This window comes from Neorhizobium galegae (assembly GCF_017877055.1).
GTDB classification, from domain to species: Bacteria; Pseudomonadota; Alphaproteobacteria; order Rhizobiales; family Rhizobiaceae; genus Neorhizobium; species Neorhizobium galegae_D.
Genome location: NZ_JAGIPG010000002.1, coordinates 554,927 through 575,724, shown reverse-complemented (window position 1 = coordinate 575,724; position 20,798 = coordinate 554,927). Strand labels below are relative to the sequence as shown.

The window sequence follows — 20,798 nt, the reverse complement described above, 5'->3', positions numbered from 1 at the left end:
GGGGAGAAGACAATGGCGCGCGCAATCAAATACAAGCCTGCAGGCAATTTCTCCTGGGTGGTCTCGACGGTCTACATCATCTTCTTGCTGCTGCCGATCTACTGGCTCGTCAACATGAGCTTCAAGGAGAATTCCGAGATCACCGGAGCGTTCTCGCTCTGGCCGCAGAACCCGACGTTCAGGAACTACATGGTGATCTTCACGGACCCTTCCTGGTACAACGGCTATATCAATTCCATTATCTATGTGGTGCTGAACACCTTGATTTCGGTTCTGGCGGCATTGCCGGCTGCCTATGCCTTTTCGCGCTATCGGTTCCTTGGCGACAAGCATCTGTTCTTCTGGCTGCTCACCAACCGGATGGCGCCGCCCGCCGTCTTCGCCCTGCCCTTCTTCCAGCTCTACTCCGCCTTCGGTCTGATCGACACGCATATCGCGGTCGCCCTCGCCCATTGCCTGTTCAACGTGCCGCTTGCCGTCTGGATCCTGGAAGGCTTCATGTCGGGCGTACCGAAGGAAATCGACGAGACCGCCTATATCGACGGCTACTCGTTCCCGCGGTTCTTCGTGAAGATCTTCATGCCACTGATCGCCTCGGGCATCGGAGTCGCCGCCTTCTTCTGCTTCATGTTTTCCTGGGTGGAACTGCTGCTCGCCCGTACGCTGACGACCACGGCCGCCAAGCCCATTTCCGCCATCATGACGCGCACCGTTTCGGCCTCAGGCATGGACTGGGGCGTGCTGGCAGCCGCCGGCGTGCTGACCATCGTTCCCGGCGCACTCGTCATCTATTTCGTTCGAAACTACATCGCCAAGGGCTTTGCCCTCGGCCGGGTCTGACAAGGAGGAACCACGCATGAGCTTTTCATGGATGGCCTGGACACTGCCGACGGCCCTGTTCTTTCTGACGATCCTCGCCCTGCTCATCGGCATGAGCATCTGGGAATATTTCGCGCCGGGCGGTTCGCCCAGGGTCGGCATCCTGCGCTTCGAGACGACGCGGGGAGATCGGCTCTTCATCTCGCTGCTCGGCGCGGCATTCATTCATCTCGCATGGCTGGGGCTTATCGGCCCCAACCTGTGGTGGGCTCTTGCCCTGGCAGTGGTCTACGCAATCGGCGTCTTCCGCTTCGTCTGAAAGGCAAGCTGAAAAGGTGGCGGGAGAACCGCCACTCGGTACGAAATGGCAATCGCAAAACTCTGGGAGGATAAAATGCGACGGCATCTTATGACAACGACGGCAGCAGTGCTGCTGGCTCTGACCGGTTCCGCCTATGCCGGCATGGATGAGGCAAAGCAATTCCTGGACAAGGAAGTCGGCGAACTCTCGACGCTTTCCCGTGCCGAGCAGGAAAAGGAGATGCAATGGTTCATCGATGCGGCAAAACCGCTTGCCGGCCTCGATATCAAGGTCGTCTCCGAAACGATCACCACGCATGAATACGAATCGAAGGTCCTGGCGCCGGCTTTCACCGCAATCACCGGCATCAAGGTCACCCATGACCTGATCGGCGAAGGCGATGTCGTCGAAAAACTGCAGACCCAGATGCAATCGGGCGAAAATATCTATGACGGCTATGTCAACGATTCCGACCTGATCGGCACCCATTGGCGTTACCAGCAAGCCCGCTCGCTCACCGACTGGATGGCCGGCGAAGGCAAGGATGTCACCAATCCCGGCCTCGATCTTCAGGACTTCATCGGCCTGAAGTTCACGACGGCACCGGACAAGAAGCTCTATCAGCTACCGGACCAGCAGTTCGCCAACCTCTACTGGTTCCGTTACGACTGGTTCAACGACGCCAAGAACAAGGCCGACTTCAAGGCCAAGTATGGCTACGAGCTCGGCGTGCCGGTCAACTGGTCGGCCTATGAGGATATTGCCGAGTTCTTCACCGGCCGCGACGTGGGCGGTAAGAAGGTCTATGGTCACATGGACTACGGCAAGAAGGACCCGTCGCTCGGCTGGCGCTTCACCGATGCGTGGCTGTCCATGGCCGGCAACGGCGACAAGGGCCTGCCGAACGGCCTGCCGGTCGACGAATGGGGTATCAAGGTCGACGAGAAATCTCGTCCGGTCGGCTCCTGCGTAGCACGCGGCGGCGATACCAACGGCCCGGCAGCCGTCTACTCCATCCAGAAATATCTCGACTGGATGAAGGCCTACGCGCCGGCCGCCGCCCAGGGCATGACCTTCTCGGAATCCGGACCGGTGCCGGCTCAGGGCGAGATTGCCCAGCAGATGTTCATGTACACGGCTTTCACCGCCGACATGGTGAAGCCCGGCCTGCCTGTCATGAACCAGGACGGGACGCCGAAATGGCGTTTCGCCCCGTCTCCGCACGGCGTCTACTGGAAGGACGGCATGAAGCTCGGGTATCAGGACGTCGGCTCCTGGACGCTGATGAAGTCCACGCCCACCAACCGCGCCAAGGCGGCCTGGCTCTATGCCCAGTTCGTCACCTCGAAGACGGTGGACGTCAAGAAGAGCCATGTCGGCCTCACCTTGATCCGCGAAAGCACCATACGGCACAAGAGCTTCACGGATCGCGCGCCGAAACTCGGCGGCCTGATCGAGTTCTATCGTTCACCGGCCCGCGTCCAGTGGTCGCCGACCGGCACCAACGTGCCTGACTATCCGAAGCTCGCGCAGCTCTGGTGGCAGGCGATCGGCGATGCATCCTCGGGTGCCAAGACGGCTCAGGCCGCCATGGACTCGCTTTGCTCAGAGCAGGAAAAGGTCCTGCAGCGCCTGGAGCGTGCCAAGGTCCAGGGCGACATGGGACCGGCGCTCGCCGAGGAACACGATCTTGCATACTGGAACAAGGACGCGGTCGCCAAGGGCAACCTCGCTCCCCAGCTCAAGATCGCCAACGAGAAGGAAAAGCCCATCACGGTCAATTACGACGAGCTCGTAAAGAGCTGGGCTGACGCCAAGAAGTAAACCGGTACGCCGGGCGCTCAACGCGCCCGGCGGCCACCGAGTGCAAAATCAGCGTTCACCAGCGCTCCCCAGGCCAAGACAGTGCACACCTCAGCTTATTTGTCCCCAAATGAATGGGATTGAGGAATGTCGCCTATGGCGTAGGAAGGGAAGCTGGAGCGGGTGAAGGGAATCGAACCCTCGTATTCAGCTTGGGAAGCTGCTGCTCTACCATTGAGCTACACCCGCGTCGGTCAGCAGACTTCCAACAGACGGCCGCGCCTGTCAAGCCGGAGGTGGCGTCAGGCGCGAAAATGCTTCGACAGCTTCAGGCCCTGCGCCTGGTAGTTGGAGCCGAGGCCGGAACCGTAGATGCCTTCCGGCTTTTCCATCATGTGCTCGTAGACCAGGCGACCGACGATCTGGCCGTCTTCGAGGATGAACGGTACTTCGTGGCTGCGCACTTCGAGCACGGCCCGGCTGCCACGCCCGCCAGCCGCTTCATGGCCGAAGCCCGGATCGAAGAAGCCGGCATAATGGACGCGGAATTCGCCGACCAGCGGATCGAAGGGCGTCATCTCGGCCGCATAGAGCGGCGGCACGTGCACTGCCTCGCGCGATACGAGGATGTAGAACTCGTCCGGATCAAGGATCAGTTCGTTGCGGCCGCGGCTGTAAAGCGGTTCCCAGAAATCGAAGATGTCGTGCTGGGCCTTTTTGTCCACGTCGACGACGGCCGTGTGGTGTTTGCCGCGATAGCCGATCAGACCGACGCTGTCGCCGGAAAGATCGATCGACAGGGCGATGCCGCCGCCCGAGACATTCGGCCTGGTGGACGCCACGAGGGTTTCGTCGTTGTGAAGCTGCAGGAGATCCGGCTCGCTGAGCAGCGCATTGCCGATCCGGAAACGGATTTGCGACAGGCGTGAACCGCGGCGCACCACGATCGGGAAAGTACGCGGCGAGATTTCAAGATAGAGAGGCCCGGAGTACCCGACGGGGATCTTGTCGAATTCCTGGGCATAATCGGTGATGACGCGGGTAAAAATGTCGAGCCGGCCGGTGGAGCTTTTCGGATTGGCTGAGGCAGACATGTTGGCCGGCAGATCGAGCCGTTCCATCAGGGGCACGATATAGACGCAGCCGGTTTCCAGCACGGCACCCTCGGAGAGGTCGATGACGTGCAGCTTCAGGCGGTCGAGCTTGTCGGCCACCAGGCTCGTCGGGCCAGGCATAAAGCTCGCGCGGACACGGAAAGCCTTGGCGCCCAGACGCAGGTCGAGGCTTGCCGGCTGCACCTGATCGCGATCGAGCTCCCGCTCGGAGATCAGCCGTCCACTGTCGAAAAGCGCCGCGATCGCGCGGTCCGCCAGAATTCCTGTTTCGCGAGCCATCATGTCTCTCTCAAGTTTCGAGGCGACAAAACCAAATACGAGCCATTGACGCAAGCGGGGCGCGGCGCTATGCCACTCTTATCCCGTGGTGATTTGGCCGGTCGGCTTGCAGCCACGTTAAATAAGTGGCTAAAAAGACCGGGTGCGAAACCGGTCTGCTTATGCGACCGGTTTTTTTGTTCTGAATGGGGAACACGCATGACTAACAAATGGCGCCCGGCAACCCAGCTCGTACACGGCGGCACGTTGCGTTCGCAATATGGCGAAACCTCGGAAGCGATCTTCCTGACGCAAGGGTTCGTCTATGACACGTCGGAAGCGGCCGAAGCCCGCTTCAAGGGCGAGACCGACGGTTTCATCTACGCCCGCTACGGCAGCCCCACCAACGACATGTTCGAAAAGCGCATGTGCATGCTGGAAGGCGCCGAAGATGCACGCGCCACCGCCTCGGGCATGGCCGCCGTCACCGCCGCGATCCTTTGCCAGCTGAAGGCCGGCGACCATATCGTCGCGGCCCGCGCATTGTTCGGTTCCTGCCGCTGGGTGGTCGAGACGCTCGCTCCGAAATACGGCATCGAATGCACGCTGGTCGACGGCCGCTTCCTGGAGAATTGGGAGAAGGCGATCACGCCGAAGACCAAGGTGTTTTTCCTGGAAAGCCCGACCAACCCGACGCTCGAGGTGGTGGATATCGCCGGCGTAGCCAAGCTCGCCAACCAGATCGGCGCCAAGGTCGTCGTCGATAACGTGTTTGCGACCCCGCTCTTCCAAAAGCCGCTTGAGCTCGGCGCCCATATCGTCGTCTATTCGGCCACCAAGCATATCGACGGCCAGGGCCGTTGCCTTGGTGGTGTCGTGCTGTCCGACAAGGCATGGATCGACGAGAACCTGCACGACTATTTCCGCCATACAGGCCCGGCGATGTCGCCGTTCAATGCCTGGACGCTGCTGAAGGGCATCGAAACCCTGCCGCTGCGCGTCAAGCAGCAGACGGAAAGTGCTTCGAGGATCGCCGACTTCCTCGCCGACCAGAAACAGGTCGCAAAGGTCATATATCCGGGCCGCAAGGACCATCCGCAGGCGGATATCATCGCCAGGCAGATGAAAGCCGGCTCGACCCTCGTCTGCTTCGAGCTGAAGGGCGGCAAGGACGCGGCCTTCAAGCTGCAGAACGCGCTAGAGATCGTGCGGATTTCCAACAATCTCGGCGACGCCAAGAGCCTGATCACCCATCCGGCGACGACGACGCACAAGAACCTGACGGACGAGGCCCGTGCCGAACTTGGCATTTCGGCGGGCACGGTGCGCCTGTCAGCCGGTATCGAGGATACCGACGACCTGATCGAGGATTTTGCTCAGGCGCTTTCCAAGGCGGGCATGTAAGTCTCGGTTTTCCGGGATGGTGGAGGAGGCAAGAAATTCACCATCCCGATTATCCTTAACTTCAACAAATCCTCGCACTCGGTTGTTCAAACCGCGAGAATTCTTGACGTTGCGCTCCCCCTGTACAATATCGAAGCAGTTAGATTTGTTGAGGTGTCGCATGTATCGCGCCCGGACAAGAGATATCGATGTCGCCGTCGAACCCTACTATCTGGAGGAGCAATCCAATCCGGAAGAGAGCCGCTATGTCTGGGGATATCGCATCGTCATCGAGAACCATTCGACGCTCACCGTGCAGCTCGTGCATCGCTACTGGCACATTACCGACCAGAACGGCATTGTCGACGAGGTGGATGGGCCGGGGGTCGTCGGCGAGCAGCCGCGGCTGAAGCCGGGCGACAGCTATGAATATTCCTCGGGCTGTCCGCTCGACACACCATCGGGGCTGATGTTCGGCCACTACGACATGCAGACCGATGAAGGCGAGACCTTCGAGGTGACGATCCCGGCCTTTTCGCTGGATTCACCCGGCCTGATGCGCGTCCTCAACTAGACCGCGCCGACGACGACAACCTTCAGGTTATGGGTTGCGTCGGTTTTCTATTTGTTGCCCCCTCCCTCCTGCGGCATCCTGTCGTTGTCAAACGGTCTTTGGGAGGAGAACTTGATGACAAGACCCATTCTGCTGGTGTCCTGTGCCTTGCTGGCGCTTGCGGCCTTCACACCTGCCCTTGCACAAAACAAAAGCAGTTTCATCGACCAGAAGGAGAGGCCGGATTTCGCATCCGCCACCGTCTCGCCGCAGATCGCCTGCGGCATGCTGAACAGCCAGTCATTTGCGGACGTCACGACGCTGAAGGCCAAGCATGTGGCAGGCGTGGGGAACGTGCCGGGCCATTGCCAGGTAACCGGCTATATCCGCCCGCAGGTTCGCTTCGAAATCACCCTACCGGACAACTGGAACCGGCGACTCTACATGTTCGGCAATGGTGGCTATGCCGGCGAGGACCTCGCCGCGGCCTCCAGGATAGCGACCCGCAATGCGGCGCTTTCGAAAGGTTTCCTCACCGTCCAGCAGAATACCGGCCATGACGCGATGACCTACAAGCTCGGAGACTTCGCGGAAGATCTCGGCCTGCTGATCGACTACGGCTCACGCGCAGTGCACGTGACGGTCGACACGGCCAAGGCGATTGCCGCTCGCTATTACGACCGGCATCCCTCCTTCTCCTACTGGGATGGCTGCTCGACCGGCGGACGCCAAGGCCTGATGGCGGCACAGCGTTATCCGGGCGATTTCGACGGCATTCTCGCCGGCGCGCCAGTCCTCGATCTCACCAATACCCAGATTTGGGGCGTCTGGAATGCGCGAGCCCTGCTCAAGGCGCCGATCAGCCGGGCGCAGCTTCCGGTGCTCGCCAAGGCGGTGATGGACAAATGTGATGCGATCGACGGTGCCAAGGATGGGCTGATTGCCGATCCGCGGCAATGCAGTTTCGATCCGGCAAAGGACCTGAAGATCTGCGAGGCGGGCGGTTCCGACTGCTTCACGCCGCCGCAGGCGGAAACACTGAAGACGCTGGCAGGGGGCGTGAAGATCAAGGGGGAGACGATTTTCCCCGGCGTACAGTTCGGCACCGAGGGTGTCGATCCGACCGGTGTGAGCGGCTGGGACATGTGGATGGTATCCGAGCAGGGACCGAGCCGGCAGCTGGCCTATGGCGAGACCTTCGTCAAGAACATGGCGATGCTCCCCGCCTCGGGAAAGGCAATCGACTGGAAGACATTCGACTTCGATGCCGAATATCCGAAGATCGGCGCGATCCGTGAGATCGTCGACGCCACCAACCCCGATCTCAGCGAATTCCAAAAGCGTGGCGGGCGGATGATCACCTATTTCGGCTGGTCCGACCCGGCGCTCAACCCGATGATGGGCGTCAACTACTACGAGGCCGTCCGCAAGCAGATGGGCGCCGAGCGGACGGCAGAATTTTACCGCCTGTTCATGGTGCCCGGCATGTTCCACTGCACTGCGGGCTACGGCACGGATGTATTCGACGCCTTCACGCCGCTGATGGACTGGGTGGAGAACGGCAAGGCACCCGAGGTGATCCGGGCGAGCCAGATCAAGGAAGGCAAGCCGGTGATGACGCGGCCGCTTTGCCCTTATCCTCAATCGGCCAGATATTCCGGCAGCGGCGATCTGAAGGATGGCGCGAACTTCGAATGCAAGATGCCTTGAAGTGAAAACGGCGGGAGGAAGCTCCCGTCGTTCGATAATCAGGCTGCAGCGAATTCGTCCGCCTTGTAGCGATAGGTGGTAGAGCAGAATTCGCAGGTGACGGCGATCTCGCCGTCTTCCTCGCTCGCCTCGATCTCCTCGGCGGAGAAGCCTGAGAGAACGCCCTTGATCTTGTCGCGCGAGCAGCTGCAGCGGTCGAACACCGTGTGCGGCGCATAGACCCGCACGCCCCGCTCATGGAACAAGCGAAACAGCAGCCGTTCGATCGCGACCCGCGGGTCCGTCAGCTCGTCGGTGTCGATCGTTTCCACCAGCGTGCGGGCTTCGGCCCAGGAATCGTCCTCGGCGAATTCGAAATCGCGCTCATCGCCATCGCCGCCATGCAGGTCCGGCTGCCTCATGCGCTCGGGCGCCTGCGGCAGGAACTGCGCGACAAGCCCGCCCGCCCGCCAGTTGTGGCGCGGCTTGCCATCGGCATCGCGGTCGAAGAGCTCGGCGACGCCCAGGCGGACCTTGGTCGGGATCTGCTCGGACTGACGGAAATAGACGCCGGCGATCTCCTCGAGGGATGAGCCGTCCATCGGCACGATCCCTTGATACGGCTGCATGCCACGGCCCTGGTCGATGGTGAAGGCAAGCACTCCGCGCCCGAGGAGATCGGGCGGCGAGGTTTTGCCTTCCTTCACGGCCGCGGCCAGCGCTTCCTCGTCATATCGGGCATAGGCACGAAGACTGTCGGGCGTCGAGAAGTCCGCGACCAGCAGATCGACCGGGCCGTCGCCCTTGGTCTGCACCGTGAACTTGCCATCGAATTTCAGCGAGGTGCCAAGCAGGGCCGTCAGCACGATTGCCTCGGCAAGCAGCTGCGCGACCGGGCCGGGATATTCGTGACGGCTGAGGATGGAGTTGAGCAGCGGCCCGAGCTGGACCGCACGGCCACGCACGTCGAGGCCGTCCACCTGGAAGGGTACGACCCGATCGTCTCCGGCAAAGTCGAGTTCGTTGAGTTCCACAGTCGCTTCCACCATGATTTCACTCCTTCGCGCCGACCCAAACCTTTACACAAGCGCCAGCCCGAGCGGAACCGCTGGCCGGAGGAAAAGACGTCGACGATGTATGTTGAAACGCCAGTCCAGAAGACGGCGTATTGTTGAAAGCCGACAAATGGGGGATTGCGGGGCGGAAATCAAGGTTGATTGCCGCCGCAGGCTCTCCGCGTCCTTCCATCCGGGACGTTGAACTCAGACGGCGCCGAAGCACCAGGCGAGGATGGACTTCTGTGCGTGCAGGCGGTTTTCAGCCTCGTCGAAGACGACCGACTGCGGACCGTCGATCACCTCGTCGGTGACTTCCTCGCCGCGATGGGCCGGCAGGCAGTGCATGAACAGCGCATCCTTGTCGGCACGCTTCATCAGGTCGGCATTGACCTGGAACGGCTGAAAGACGTTGTGGCCGCGTGCCTTGTGCTCCTGGTTCATCGACACCCAGGTGTCGGTGACGATGCAGTCGGCGCCGGCAACCGCCTTTTCGGCATCATGGCAAAGCATGATGTTGCCGCCGTTATTACGCGCCCAGTTGAGAAACTTGTCGGCGGGCTCCGAGCCCATCGGCACCGCCATGTTCATGCGGTAGCCGAAACGGGCGGCACCTTCCACGAAGGAATGCAGCACGTTGTTGCCGTCGCCGGTCCAGGCGACCGTCTTGCCGGCGATCGGCCCACGATGCTCCTCGAAGGTCATGATATCGGCCATGATCTGACAGGGATGCGTGTCGTCGGTCAGGGCGTTGATGACCGGCACCGTCGCATGTTCGGCCAGTTCCAGCATCCGCGCATGATCCGTCGTGCGGATCATGATGGCATCGACATAACGCGACAGAACCTTGGCCGTATCGCCGATCGTCTCGGCGCGGCCGAGCTGCATTTCGGTACCCGACAGGAAGAGCGTCTCGCCGCCGAGCTGGCGCATGCCGACATCGAAGGATACGCGGGTGCGGGTGGAGGGCTTTTCGAAAATCATCGCCAGCATCTTGCCGGCGAGCGGCTTTTCCGCCGTACCGGCCTTGGTCGCCTGCTTGCGGACCTTCGCGTCGTCGAGGATGGCCCTGAGATCAGCCGCAGAAACAGCGGAAAGATCGAGAAAATGCTTGGGAGATGCCATTTGATGTTCCCTGTGAAGCGGGAAACCTACAACGGCGTCCCGCTTTTGCCCGCTCAGGCCGATTTCTTCATCTGGGAGGCGGAAAGCTTTTCCGCTGCCCTCTCGATGCGGGCAAGCCCTTCGCGGGCTTCCTCCGCTGTGACTGTGAGCGGTGGCAGGAGACGCACCACGTTGTCGCCGGCCGGAATGGCCAGCATGTGCTCGCCGCGTATGGCAGCGACCAGATCACCCGCGGGCACCTTCGCCTTCACGCCGAGCAGCAGGCCTTCACCACGAATGTCCTCGATGACATTGGGGAAGCGGTCCTTGAGGCTCGCAAGCCCCTGGCGCAAGACCAAGGCGACATTACGGACGTTTTCCAGGAAGCCATCGCTCAGGATCACGTCGAGCACGGCATTGCCGATCGCCGTGGCGAGCGGATTGCCGCCGTAGGTCGTGCCATGGGTGCCAGCGGTCATGCCGGAGGCGGCTTCCGCCGTGGCAAGGCAGGCTCCGAGCGGGAAGCCGCCTCCGATGCCCTTGGCAAGCGCCATGATGTCGGGCGCCACACCCGCCCATTCATAGGCGAACAGCTTGCCGGAGCGGCCGACGCCGGTCTGGACTTCGTCGAAGATCAACAACAGACCGTTGTCGTCGCAAATCTGGCGCAGCGCCTGGAGGAATTCCTTCGGAACCGGCCGGACGCCTCCCTCCCCCTGGATCGGCTCGATCAGAATAGCCGCGGTTGCATCGGTGATTGCGGCCTTGAGAGCGTCCACGTCGCAGAACGGCACCTGATCGAAGCCTTCGACCTTCGGGCCGAAGCCTTCGAGATACTTTGCCTGGCCGCCGGCGGCGATGGTCGCCAGCGTACGGCCGTGGAAGGCGCCTTCGAAGGTAATGATATGAAAGCGCTCCGGATGCCCCTTCACGAACTGATAGCGGCGCGCCGTCTTGATGGCGCATTCCAGGGCCTCGGCGCCGGAATTGGTGAAGAACACCTTGTCCGCGAAAGAATTGTCGGCGAGACGACGCGACAGCGTCTCCTGGCCAGGCTGTTCGAAAAGGTTGGACGTATGCCAGACCTTGTCGGCCTGCGCCTTCAGCGCGCCGACGAGGTGCGGGTGGCCGTGGCCAAGCGAATTGACGGCGACGCCGGAGCCGAAATCGAGATATCGCTCCCCGCTTTCCGTCACAAGCCATACGCCCTCGCCGCGCTCGAAACGCAGCGGAGCCCGGGCAAACGTGTCGAAAAGCGCGGCTTCAGCCATGGCGACATCACTCCTCTAGGCAGTCACAAAAGGCCCATGCAACGGGCCGAAAAAACCAAAAATGCCGCCCACTGGGCGGCGGGGGCACTATCGGGGTTTAGGCCATCAATGTCAACAAAGCTCGGCGTTTTGGGCGGACCGGGCCGGAAAGCGGCAGGCGCCGACCAATGTGACAAAAATGACTCTCCCGGACAGCAAGTTGGGGAAAACCACGAAATCGATTCCCGCAGATTCTCCCGACTCTTGCCACGGAGTCAGCCTCACACTAGGTTAAAGATCAATTACTAGACTGCATGCGGCGGAACTAGTCACCTCAAGCATAGATATAGTGGGTGCTGCGAAATGAATTTCGCAGCAAAGGTGGAAGGATTCTGCATGCCAGCAACGTTCAAAGGCGGAGAACGGGCATGAACTGGACAGACGAGCGTGTCGAGAAGCTCAAAAGATTATGGTCGGAGGGCCTCAGCGCCAGCCAGATCGCAGCGCAACTTGGAGGCGTAAGCCGAAATGCCGTGATCGGCAAGGTGCATCGTCTCAGCCTGCCGGGCCGGGCGAAAGCCGGCGGAACGGTAGCGACGGGCCGTTCATCTGCGGCCAAGCGCACGACATCGGCGCCGCGGGCTCCAAACTATGCATCGCGCGTCACGACCCGGACCGTTACCCGCGCCGTCGGCGCGACGATGGTCAAGGAAGAGGTCGAAATCGAACCCTATCAGGAGATGGAATATCGTCCCGCCTCCAACGTGGTGGTGCCGATCTCCCGTCGCCTTGCATTGACCGAACTGACCGAGCGCACCTGCAAGTGGCCGGTCGGCGATCCGCTCAAGGAAGACTTCCACTTCTGCGGCTGTGAATCCCCGGACGCCTCGCCCTATTGCAGCTATCACGCAAAGCTCGCCTACCAGCCGGTCAACGAGCGGCGCAAGGTTGCTGTTCGGGTCTGAGCGACGAGGCGACACGAGGGCAAGATCGAAAGCGGGCTTTGGCCCGCTTTTTTGTTGCTGCATGGCAGATATACCGGCCAGGCCTTGCTGCTAAGCGGCATTGCGCCTATTTCAGAAACAGCGAGGACGACCTCCCCCATTCGGGCAAAAACTCCGGGACGACCCGGAAAGCACCCAGGAGGTCATCATGCGCTCGACACGCGACCGTATCCGCCATGCCATCAGCTTCGAACTGATCGGGCTCGCTCTCGTCACACCGCTCGGCTCGTTCGTCTTCGGCATGCCGGCCGCCGATATCGGCGTTGTCGGCATCGGCAGTGCGACGATCGCCACCGGCTGGAACTATCTCTACAATCTCGGCTTCGACCACCTGATGCAGCGCTTCACAGGCACCACGCAGAAAAACACGGCCATACGCGTGGCGCATGCGGTACTGTTCGAACTTGGCCTGCTGATCGCGCTTCTGCCGCTGATCGCCTGGTATCTCGGCATCAGCCTCGTCCACGCGCTGACGATGGACGTGTCGTTCGCGGTTTTCTACGTGGTCTATGCCTTCGTGTTCAACTGGGCCTATGACCGCATCTTTCCGCTGCCGGAATGGCAGGGGCAGCCCCAGGCGGCCTGAAAGCCGCCTCTCAGGATTCCATCGAATAACCCGCGCCGCGGACGGTGCGGATGACATCCTGCATATTGGAGAAGTTGAGGGCTTTTCTCAGGCGCCCGACATGCACGTCTACGGTACGCTCATCGACATAGATGTCGTGGCCCCAGACGCCATCTAGAAGCTGCGAACGCGAGAAGACGCGGCCGGGCGAGGCCATCAGGAATTCCAGAAGCCGGAATTCGGTCGGGCCGAGGCGCACTTCGCGGCTCTTGCGGTGAACGCGATGGGTTTCCCGGTCGAGTTCGATATCGCCGCAGCGGAGCACGCTGGAGAGCACTTCGGGACGGGCGCGGCGCAGCATCGCCTTGACGCGGGCCATCAGTTCCGGGGTCGAGAAGGGTTTTACCACATAGTCGTCGGCGCCGGTGGCGAGGCCGCGAACACGTTCGCTCTCCTCGCCGCGGGCCGTCAGCATGATGATCGGCAGGCGCTCGGTCTCCGGGCGCATGCGCAGCCGGCGGCAGAGTTCGATGCCGGAAACGCCGGGCAGCATCCAGTCCAGGATCAGAAGGTCCGGTACGCGCTCCTGAAGCCGAATTTCGGCTTCATCGCCCCGCAAAACGGTATCGACCTCATAACCCTCGGCTTCCAGATTGTAGCGAAGAAGCACGCTCAGCGCTTCTTCGTCTTCTACGACAGCGATTTTTGGCAGCATTCTTCAGCCTGCTCCGTCAGCATTCCATCATTTATTCGGTAATCGCGCCGAGCGTGTTCGACGAGTCGTCCTTCGGGCGATCGCCCTCCGGCTGGGCGCCGGTCGTCATGTAGTAGATGGTCTCAGCGATGTTGGTGGCGTGGTCGCCGATACGCTCGATGTTCTTGGCGCAGAACAGCAGGTGCGTGCAGGTGGTGATGTTGCGCGGATCCTCCATCATGTAGGTGAGGAGTTCGCGGAACAGCGAGGTATACATCGCGTCGATTTCCTCGTCGCGGATGCGGATCGCCTCGGCCTTTTCCGCCGAACGCGTCGCGTAGACGTCGAGGACGTCCTTGAGCTGCACGAGGGCGAGATCAGAGAGATGTTCCAGACCACGGGCAAGCTTGCGCGGAACGCCGGTGCCCTGAACAGCGATGACGCGCTTGGCGGTGTTCTTGCCAAGGTCGCCGACGCGCTCCAGATCGGACGCGATGCGTAGCGAACCGACGATCTCGCGAAGATCGGCTGCCACGGGCTGGCGGCGGGCGATCGTGACGATCGCCTTGTCGCCGATCTCGCGCTCGGCGTGATCGAGGATCACGTCGTCGGAGATGACCTTCTGGGCCAGGGCGGCGTCGGAATTGACCAGCGCACGCACGGCATCCGAGCACATCTGCTCGGCGAGGCCGCCCATTTCGGAGATGCGGCGGCTCAGGTATTTCAGTTCGTCGTCATAAGCCGACAGGATATGGGTCGATGCCATCTTCTAGTCCTCAAAATTGATTTTCAGGCGGCACAGTCGGCTGGGTCAGCCGAAACGGCCCATGATGTAATCCTGGGTGCGCTGGTCGTCGGGATTGGTGAACATCTTGTCGGTATCGTTCTCCTCGACGAGCTGGCCGAGGTGGAACATGGCGGTGCGCTGCGATACGCGGGCAGCCTGCTGCATCGAGTGCGTCACGATGACGATCGTGTAGTTGGCACGCAGTTCATGGATGAGTTCTTCAACCTTGGCGGTCGCGATCGGGTCGAGAGCCGAGCACGGTTCGTCCATGAGGATGACTTCCGGCGACACGGCGATCGCACGGGCGATGCACAGTCGCTGCTGCTGACCGCCGGAGAGGCCGGTGCCGGATTCATGCAGGCGATCCTTGACTTCGCCCCAGAGGCCGGCGCGTTGCAGGCTCGCCTCGACGATCTGGTCCATGTCGGCCTTGTTCTTGGAGAGGCCGTGGATGCGCGGGCCGTAGGAGATGTTCTCGTAGATGGTCTTCGGGAACGGGTTCGGTTTCTGGAAAACCATGCCGACGCGAGCGCGAAGCTCCACCACATCGATGTTCTGGTCGTAGATATCGTCCGCGTCGAGGGTGATCTTGCCGGTGACGCGGCAATTCTCGATCGTGTCGTTCATCCGGTTGAGGCAACGCAGGAAGGTGGACTTTCCGCAACCGGAAGGGCCGATGAGAGCTGTCACCGTGTTTTCGCGGACGTTGAGGTTCACGTCGAAAAGCGCACGCTTTTCGCCGTAATAGACAGAAACGTCCTTACCGATCATCTTGTGAGAAGCATCACTCATCTTCTGGTCCAGCGCCTTTTCAACTGCCGATTCTGACATCATATTCATTGTCATACTCCTTCTACCAGCGCCGCTCGAAGCGACGCCGCAAGAGAATTGCGCCAACATTCATTAGGATGAGGAACAGGAGCAGGATGATGATTGCTCCCGAGGTACGCTCGACGAACGCGCGCTCCGCTTCGTTCGCCCACATGTAGATCTGCACCGGCAGCGCCGTCGACGGGTCGAGCGGCGTGGTCGGGTAGTTGGCGACGAAGGCCACCATGCCGATCAAGAGCAGCGGTGCGGTTTCGCCGAGTGCGTGGGCCAGGCCGATGATCGTGCCGGTCAGAATGCCCGGCATGGCAAGCGGCAGGACATGGTGGAAGATCGTCTGCATCTTCGATGCGCCGAGCCCAAGGGCGGCCGCGCGGATCGACGGCGGCACGGCCTTCAGTGCCGCCCGGGTCGCGATGATGATCGTCGGCAGCGTCATGAGGGTAAGCACCAGGCCGCCGACGAAGGAGGCCGAGCGCGGCAAGCCCATGAAGTTGACGAAGACCGCCAAGCCGAGCAGACCGTAGACGATCGAGGGAACGGCCGCGAGGTTGTTGATATTCACCTCGATCAAGTCGGTGAACTTGTTCTTCGGTGCGAATTCCTCGAGATAGATCGAGGCTGCGACGCCGATCGGCAGCGACAGGACGAGCACGATCAGCATCATGTAGAACGAACCGATGAGCGCGACGCCGACGCCGGCCGCTTCCGGACGGCTCGATGCGCCGTTGACGAAAATGCCGCTGTTGAAGTGCTTGGCAAGCGCGCCGCTATCGGAGAGCTGCTTCATCCAGCCGAGCTGCTGGTCGTTGATCTTGCGGTTCTCCTGGCCGACGTCGAGGTCGATCTGGCCCTTGTAGGCCGAGTCGATATCGCCTGAGGCAAGCAGTCTTACCGTCTGCGTCGTGCCGATGATCGCCGGATTGGCGACCACCAGGTCGCGCAGCTGGACGCGGACGCCATCCGACAGCATCTGGCCGATCGCGCGGGATGCAACACGATCGTCGACGCTGACGTTGAGCAGCTTGGCGAGAGCGTTGCGGGCGACGACCGGGTAGTTCGCAGTCATCAGCTTCTGCGGATTGGTGGCACGTTCGTTCTGCGGATCGATGATCTGCTGCGAAAATTCGACCGGCATGGTGATCATGGTCTGCTGGAAGGCGGTGTATCCCTTGGAGACCACCGACCACAGCAGAAGCATCAGGAAGATGATGCCGAAGGAAAGCGCGGCGATGCCATAGGCACGGAAGCGACGCTCGGCGGCGTAACGGCGCTTGATGCCGATATCGCGACGGACGGACTTGGCCCTGGGGATGCCGGCGGCGGGAGAAACCACATCGGTCATTCGTACTGCTCCCGGTATTTGCGCACGATATAAAGCGCGTAGATGTTGAGGCAAAGCGTGATAGCGAACAGCGTGATGCCCAGCGCGAACGCAACCAGGGTCTGCGGCGAGGTGAACTCGAGGTCACCCGTCAGCTGGTTGACGATCTTGACCGTCACGGTCGTCATCGGCTCGAACGGATTGATCTGCAGACGGGCGGCGACGCCGGCCGCAAGCACGACGATCATGGTTTCACCGACGGCGCGCGACGCCGTCATCAGAAGCGCGCCGACGATGCCCGGCAGAGCAGCCGGCAGGACGACCTTCTTGATGGTTTCCGAACGGGTGGCGCCGAGGCCGAGCGAACCGTCACGCAGGGCACGCGGCACTGCAGTGATGATATCGTCCGACAGCGAGGAGACGTAGGGGATCAGCATGATGCCCATGACGAAACCGGCCGTCAGAACGCTCTGTGCCTGGATGAAGTTGGCATAGTCGCCGGTGACGAGGCCGTTCAGCTGCGAAGAAATGTCGCGAAGGAACGGACCGACGGTCGTCAATGCGAAGAAGCCGTAGACGATGGTCGGAATGCCGGCGAGCACTTCGAGCAGCGGCTTGGCAACCGCGCGGACTTTCGGCGAGGCGTATTCCGACATGTAGATTGCCGAAAAGAGGCCGATCGGAACCGCGAAGAGCATTGCGACGAAACCGATATAGAGCGTGCCGAGCAGCAGCGGAATGAGGCCGAACTGACCTTCGGAGCCACCCGAACCGGCAGCCGCAAAACGCGGATCCCATACCGTGCCGAAGAAGAATTCCCAGGCCGGAATGGCGGTGAAGAAGTGGGCAGCTTCCGTCAGCATCGACGCGACGATTCCAACCGTGGTCAGAATGGCGATCGAGGAGGCCACGACGAGACTTCCGAGAATGACTTTTTCCACCCGATTGCGAGCGCGGAAGCGCGGCGCGATCTGGCGATAGGCGACGAAGGCGCCGCCAATGGAAGCCCCCAGGACGACGATCGTCATGAGGATACGGCTGACGAAGGTCATCCTGTTCAGATCGGCAGCGGCCTTGACCATGAAAGGCTGCGGATCGCCTGCAAGCGGAACGCCCTTGGCACCAAGCGCAGTACGCAGCTCCACCGGATTGTTCTCGACGCGGGCAATCTCGTCGCCGGTCAATGCATTCATTCCTCGGGCGATCGAGGTAATCATGCCGTAGCTCAGGCCTTGCTCGGCCTGCGATTGGGTTTTCACCTCTTCGGGAAACGCACCGCGTACCGAGGAGCTGATATACATGGGGCTGGCGACCAGCCAGACAAAGAGAATGACGGCGGCCGGCAAGATCGCCCAGACAGCGACAAAAGAACCGTAATATCCCGGCCGCGAATGAAGTTTGGAGGAAATCCCTCCGGCCAGCGCCATCGCATGCCGGGCACCGGTGACGTAACCGGCTATGCCGATTATCGCCAAAATCAATAATATTAGTGATGTGTTCATCTTAATCCCCCGGCGTACCGCCTTCGGCGGCAACCCATCACCGCCCAGCTCCGTTCATCGGAACCGATCGCATTCGCCGCCGCGCCTTGCGGCAACATCATCACCGCAAAGCCGACGATCCACGCCGATGCAAGAGCCTTCGGCGGGAAGAGAAAACGGCGCCGCCAAAAGCGGCGCCGGTCTTTCGATTACATCGTCTTGCCAGCGGTGAAATCCTTGCGGGCCTGCTCGCGCTGTGCGTCCGGGGCGGCAACCAGGCCATACTCGACGAGCGGCGAGTCCGGGCCGATCATGTCGTCGGAGAGGAAGAATTCGACGTATTCCTTGAGGCCCGGGACGACGCCCAGGTGAGCCTTCTTGACGTAGAAGAACAGCGGACGGGAAACCGGATAGGTGCCGTCAGCGATCGTTGCCGCGGACGGCTTGATGCCGCGCATGGTGGCGACCTTCAGCTTGTCGGCGTTGTTTTCGTAGAAAGCGAGGCCGAACACGCCGACGCCGGTCTTGTTGGCAGCGATACGAGCGAGCGTCTCGGTGTAGTCGCCGTCGATGTCCACAGCGACGCCGTCCTTGCGAACAGCAACGCAAGCCTTGCCCTGGGCAGCCTTGTCAGCGATTTCCTTGGCGATGACGTCGGTGGCACCGGCGTCCTTGCAGCCTGCGGCAAGCACGTTCAGTTCGAAAACTTCGCGGGTGCCGTGCTTTTCGCCCGGGATGTAGGCGGCGATCGGACCCTTCGGAAGCGTCGGGTTGATCTCCGACCAGTTCTTGTAGGGGTTGGCGACGAGCTTGCCGTCAACCACGACCTGAGCGGCGAGAGCCTTGTAGATGTCCTTCGGCTCGAGCTTCATCTCGCCGTTGCTGCTGGCAGTCGCGAAAACGATGCCGTCGTAACCGATGCGGATTTCCTGGACGTCGGTGACGCCGGCCGCCTTGCAGGCTTCGGCTTCAGACTTGTTGATCGCGCGGGACGCATTTGCAATGTCGATCGTGGCTTCGCCGACGCCCTTGCAGAATTCCTTGAGGCCAGCGCCGGTGCCGCCCGACTCAACGATCGGGGTCTTGAACTTCGGGAAGGCTTCGCCGAAAGCTTCGGCAACGATCTTCGCGTAGGGAAGAACGGTGGAGGAACCGGCAACCTGGACCTGGTCGCGTGCGGCGGCGGCGCCGGCAAACGCAACAGAGGCCACCAAGGCAGCTGCAGAGAGTTTAAGGATGTTCATGAGGAATCTCCCGTCATGGGCTTGTGTGAATGCGGACGGCGCTGGCTCTCGCTCTCGCCAACGCTCGGCCCGCTTGTCTTAGCCGCTGTAGCCTCTCTCTTTTATGTCAGTTCAGTGAAACATTTATGACATATCAACCTATTGGTATTTCAATATAAAATTAATGCACAGCTTTGCAGCGAGAAGGTTTTATGTCAGAACCTGACGGTGAACTGACTTCCCTTGCCAACTTCCGACTTCACGATCAGACGTGCTCTGTGGCGGGTTAGGATGTGCTTGACAATTGCCAGGCCGAGGCCAGTCCCTTTCTTGGAGCGGCTGTCGGCCACACTGACCCGGTAGAAGCGCTCGGTCAGCCTCGGAACGTGCTCGGCCGGAATGCCCGGTCCCTGGTCGACGACGGTCACTTCCACCGGATCGGAGGCGCCGTTGCGCAGATAGACGTCCACGAACTTGCCTTCCTGGCCGTATTTGCAGGCGTTCTCGATCAGGTTTTCGAAAACCTGGACGAGTTCGTCGCGATCGCCGAGAACCTCCACCTTGCCTTCCGGCAGGTGCGTGCGGATTTCAACCCCGAGGTCGTCGGCGAGCGGAACCAGCGCGTCCCGCACATGACCGATCAGCGGCTTCAGGTCGATCGTCTGGTCCGGTGCGATATGGGATTTGAGCTCCAGGCGCGACAGCGACATGAGGTCGTCGACAAGACGGCTCATGCGCGTCGCCTGGTCGAACATGATGGCGAGGAACCGCTCATGCGCGGCGGGATCGGAGCGCGCCGGCCCTTGCAGGGTCTCGATAAAGCCTCGCAGCGAGGCAAGCGGTGTGCGCAGCTCATGGCTGGCATTGGCGACGAAATCCGAGCGCATCCGATCGATGCGGCGCAATTCCGAAATGTCCCGGAAGGAGAGCAGATAGAGCTTCTGCGCCACGCCTTCGGAGCTTTGCTGCATCGGCTTGCCGAGATCGATGGGCGCAATACGCAGGGTATAGACGCGCTCGGAAGGCAGCCGCTCGGAATGCTCGATCTGGTTGGGCTCGTCGGTGGCAATGGTCTCCCGCACCATGTCGAGAATGCCCGGGGACCGAAGCCGCGCCGAAAGATGCGAACCGGGAGAAAGAATTCCAAAGGCCCTTTCGGCAGCCTTGTTCTGATAGAGGACCGTGACGTCCTCGCCGAGCACGAAAGCCGGGATATCCAAGGCACCCAGCGTTGCCGCCACCTGAGGCAGTGGCTGAAAGCCCGGCTGCTCTTTCTCGACGACCTCGAGCACCGGCGGAGGAAGAGCGGCAGGCTTGCGGCCAACGACGACCAGCACCAGGAGCAGCCAGCCCACGAGGACGCCCACCCAGTCCATACCGATCAGAAAGGCGATCATCGCCAGAAGGGTCAGAAGCAGCAACAGAGGTCGCTCCTGGCGAGCCCTCGCAACGAGCCTGCCCAGGCCCCGACGCCATTTCTCCAGTACCGACTCCACAGATAGACCCGCAGCTTTCATAGGTTGAACACGCGCTCATATATCCCTTGCATGACAGATATACAT

Annotated in this window: 19 protein-coding genes, 1 tRNA gene and 1 riboswitch; of the genes, 8 read left to right on the top strand and 12 right to left on the bottom strand. The window is 61.2% G+C overall.

The features are described 5' to 3' along the window. Positions 1 to 12: 12 nt before the first annotated feature. The 3 genes from J2857_RS13145 (at position 13) to J2857_RS13135 (ending at position 2,944) form a co-directional block, all read left to right on the top strand. Entirely contained in the window at positions 13 to 840 is an 828-nt protein-coding gene (locus J2857_RS13145) for a carbohydrate ABC transporter permease (RefSeq protein ID WP_210010602.1), read from the top strand. Positions 841 to 856: 16 nt separating this feature from the next. After that, positions 857 to 1,138: a DUF2160 domain-containing protein gene (locus J2857_RS13140; protein WP_046603202.1), complete on the top strand. Its 282-nt coding sequence runs from the start codon at positions 857 to 859 to the stop codon at positions 1,136 to 1,138. Positions 1,139 to 1,213: 75 nt separating this feature from the next. Then, positions 1,214 to 2,944: an ABC transporter substrate-binding protein gene (locus J2857_RS13135; protein WP_210010601.1), complete on the top strand. Its 1,731-nt coding sequence runs from the start codon at positions 1,214 to 1,216 to the stop codon at positions 2,942 to 2,944. Between the two features lie 154 nt (positions 2,945 to 3,098). On the opposite strand, the gene J2857_RS13130 is transcribed toward J2857_RS13135, so the two are convergent. Together J2857_RS13130 and J2857_RS13125 are read right to left on the bottom strand one after the other, a co-directional pair. Further along, a tRNA-Gly gene (locus J2857_RS13130) sits at positions 3,099 to 3,172 on the bottom strand. Between the two features lie 53 nt (positions 3,173 to 3,225). Then, on the bottom strand, positions 3,226 to 4,320 hold the full coding sequence (locus tag J2857_RS13125) for a 2'-deoxycytidine 5'-triphosphate deaminase (protein ID WP_210010600.1): 1,095 nt from the start codon (positions 4,318 to 4,320) through the stop codon (positions 3,226 to 3,228). Positions 4,321 to 4,392: 72 nt separating this feature from the next. Further along, a riboswitch (SAM riboswitch) is annotated at positions 4,393 to 4,471 on the top strand. 44 nt (positions 4,472 to 4,515) lie between these two features. Here J2857_RS13125 and J2857_RS13120 point away from each other — a divergent pair. From J2857_RS13120 to J2857_RS13110, 3 genes are all read left to right on the top strand, one after another. After that, positions 4,516 to 5,700 carry an O-succinylhomoserine sulfhydrylase gene (locus tag J2857_RS13120; protein ID WP_210010599.1) on the top strand — a complete coding sequence of 395 codons (1,185 nt, stop codon included), beginning with the start codon at positions 4,516 to 4,518 and terminating at the stop codon, positions 5,698 to 5,700. A 160-nt stretch (positions 5,701 to 5,860) separates the two neighbouring features. Continuing rightward, positions 5,861 to 6,253, top strand: coding sequence for a Co2+/Mg2+ efflux protein ApaG (gene apaG / locus J2857_RS13115; RefSeq protein WP_046603197.1), 393 nt, complete (start codon positions 5,861 to 5,863; stop codon positions 6,251 to 6,253). 114 nt (positions 6,254 to 6,367) lie between these two features. Further along, positions 6,368 to 7,942: a tannase/feruloyl esterase family alpha/beta hydrolase gene (locus J2857_RS13110; protein WP_210010598.1), complete on the top strand. Its 1,575-nt coding sequence runs from the start codon at positions 6,368 to 6,370 to the stop codon at positions 7,940 to 7,942. 38 nt (positions 7,943 to 7,980) lie between these two features. Here J2857_RS13110 and J2857_RS13105 read toward each other — a convergent pair whose 3' ends face one another. The 3 genes from J2857_RS13105 to J2857_RS13095 form a co-directional block, all read right to left on the bottom strand. Continuing rightward, positions 7,981 to 8,970, bottom strand: a complete 990-nt coding sequence (locus J2857_RS13105) for an Hsp33 family molecular chaperone (protein WP_210010597.1) — start codon at positions 8,968 to 8,970, stop codon at positions 7,981 to 7,983. 213 nt (positions 8,971 to 9,183) lie between these two features. Continuing rightward, entirely contained in the window at positions 9,184 to 10,101 is a 918-nt protein-coding gene (gene argF / locus J2857_RS13100; protein WP_210010596.1) for an ornithine carbamoyltransferase, read from the bottom strand. Between the two features lie 53 nt (positions 10,102 to 10,154). After that, the gene (locus J2857_RS13095) at positions 10,155 to 11,351 is read right to left on the bottom strand and encodes an aspartate aminotransferase family protein (RefSeq protein ID WP_210010595.1); all 1,197 of its coding nucleotides are present in this window, start codon (positions 11,349 to 11,351) and stop codon (positions 10,155 to 10,157) included. A 407-nt stretch (positions 11,352 to 11,758) separates the two neighbouring features. Here J2857_RS13095 and J2857_RS13090 point away from each other — a divergent pair, with 407 nt between their 5' ends. Next, a complete protein-coding gene (locus tag J2857_RS13090) occupies positions 11,759 to 12,295 on the top strand; it encodes a GcrA family cell cycle regulator (protein ID WP_210010594.1) in 537 nt (178 codons plus the stop codon). 187 nt (positions 12,296 to 12,482) lie between these two features. Further along, on the top strand, positions 12,483 to 12,920 hold the full coding sequence (locus J2857_RS13085) for a PACE efflux transporter (protein WP_210010593.1): 438 nt from the start codon (positions 12,483 to 12,485) through the stop codon (positions 12,918 to 12,920). Positions 12,921 to 12,930: 10 nt separating this feature from the next. On the opposite strand, the gene phoB is transcribed toward J2857_RS13085, so the two are convergent. The 7 genes from phoB to phoR all read right to left on the bottom strand — a co-directional run bounded on the left by phoB (position 12,931) and on the right by phoR (position 20,753). After that, the gene (gene phoB, locus J2857_RS13080; RefSeq protein ID WP_038539434.1) at positions 12,931 to 13,614 is read right to left on the bottom strand and encodes a phosphate regulon transcriptional regulator PhoB; all 684 of its coding nucleotides are present in this window, start codon (positions 13,612 to 13,614) and stop codon (positions 12,931 to 12,933) included. Positions 13,615 to 13,645: 31 nt separating this feature from the next. Further along, positions 13,646 to 14,359, bottom strand: coding sequence for a phosphate signaling complex protein PhoU (phoU, locus tag J2857_RS13075; protein WP_113125637.1), 714 nt, complete (start codon positions 14,357 to 14,359; stop codon positions 13,646 to 13,648). Positions 14,360 to 14,404: 45 nt separating this feature from the next. Next, positions 14,405 to 15,220 (bottom strand): phosphate ABC transporter ATP-binding protein PstB, encoded by an 816-nt coding sequence (gene pstB, locus J2857_RS13070; RefSeq protein ID WP_210010592.1) that lies wholly within the window; start codon positions 15,218 to 15,220, stop codon positions 14,405 to 14,407. Positions 15,221 to 15,233: 13 nt separating this feature from the next. Continuing rightward, positions 15,234 to 16,553 (bottom strand): phosphate ABC transporter permease PstA, encoded by a 1,320-nt coding sequence (gene pstA / locus J2857_RS13065; RefSeq protein ID WP_210010591.1) that lies wholly within the window; start codon positions 16,551 to 16,553, stop codon positions 15,234 to 15,236. Next, positions 16,550 to 18,034 carry a phosphate ABC transporter permease subunit PstC gene (gene pstC, locus J2857_RS13060; protein ID WP_210010590.1) on the bottom strand — a complete coding sequence of 495 codons (1,485 nt, stop codon included), beginning with the start codon at positions 18,032 to 18,034 and terminating at the stop codon, positions 16,550 to 16,552. The genes pstA and pstC overlap by 4 nt, the downstream gene beginning before the upstream one ends. Before the next feature lie 188 nt (positions 18,035 to 18,222). Next, the gene (locus J2857_RS13055) at positions 18,223 to 19,257 is read right to left on the bottom strand and encodes a substrate-binding domain-containing protein (protein ID WP_210010589.1); all 1,035 of its coding nucleotides are present in this window, start codon (positions 19,255 to 19,257) and stop codon (positions 18,223 to 18,225) included. Between the two features lie 194 nt (positions 19,258 to 19,451). Then, positions 19,452 to 20,753, bottom strand: a complete 1,302-nt coding sequence (phoR, locus tag J2857_RS13050; protein ID WP_210010588.1) for a phosphate regulon sensor histidine kinase PhoR — start codon at positions 20,751 to 20,753, stop codon at positions 19,452 to 19,454. Between the last annotated feature and the right edge of the window lie 45 nt (positions 20,754 to 20,798).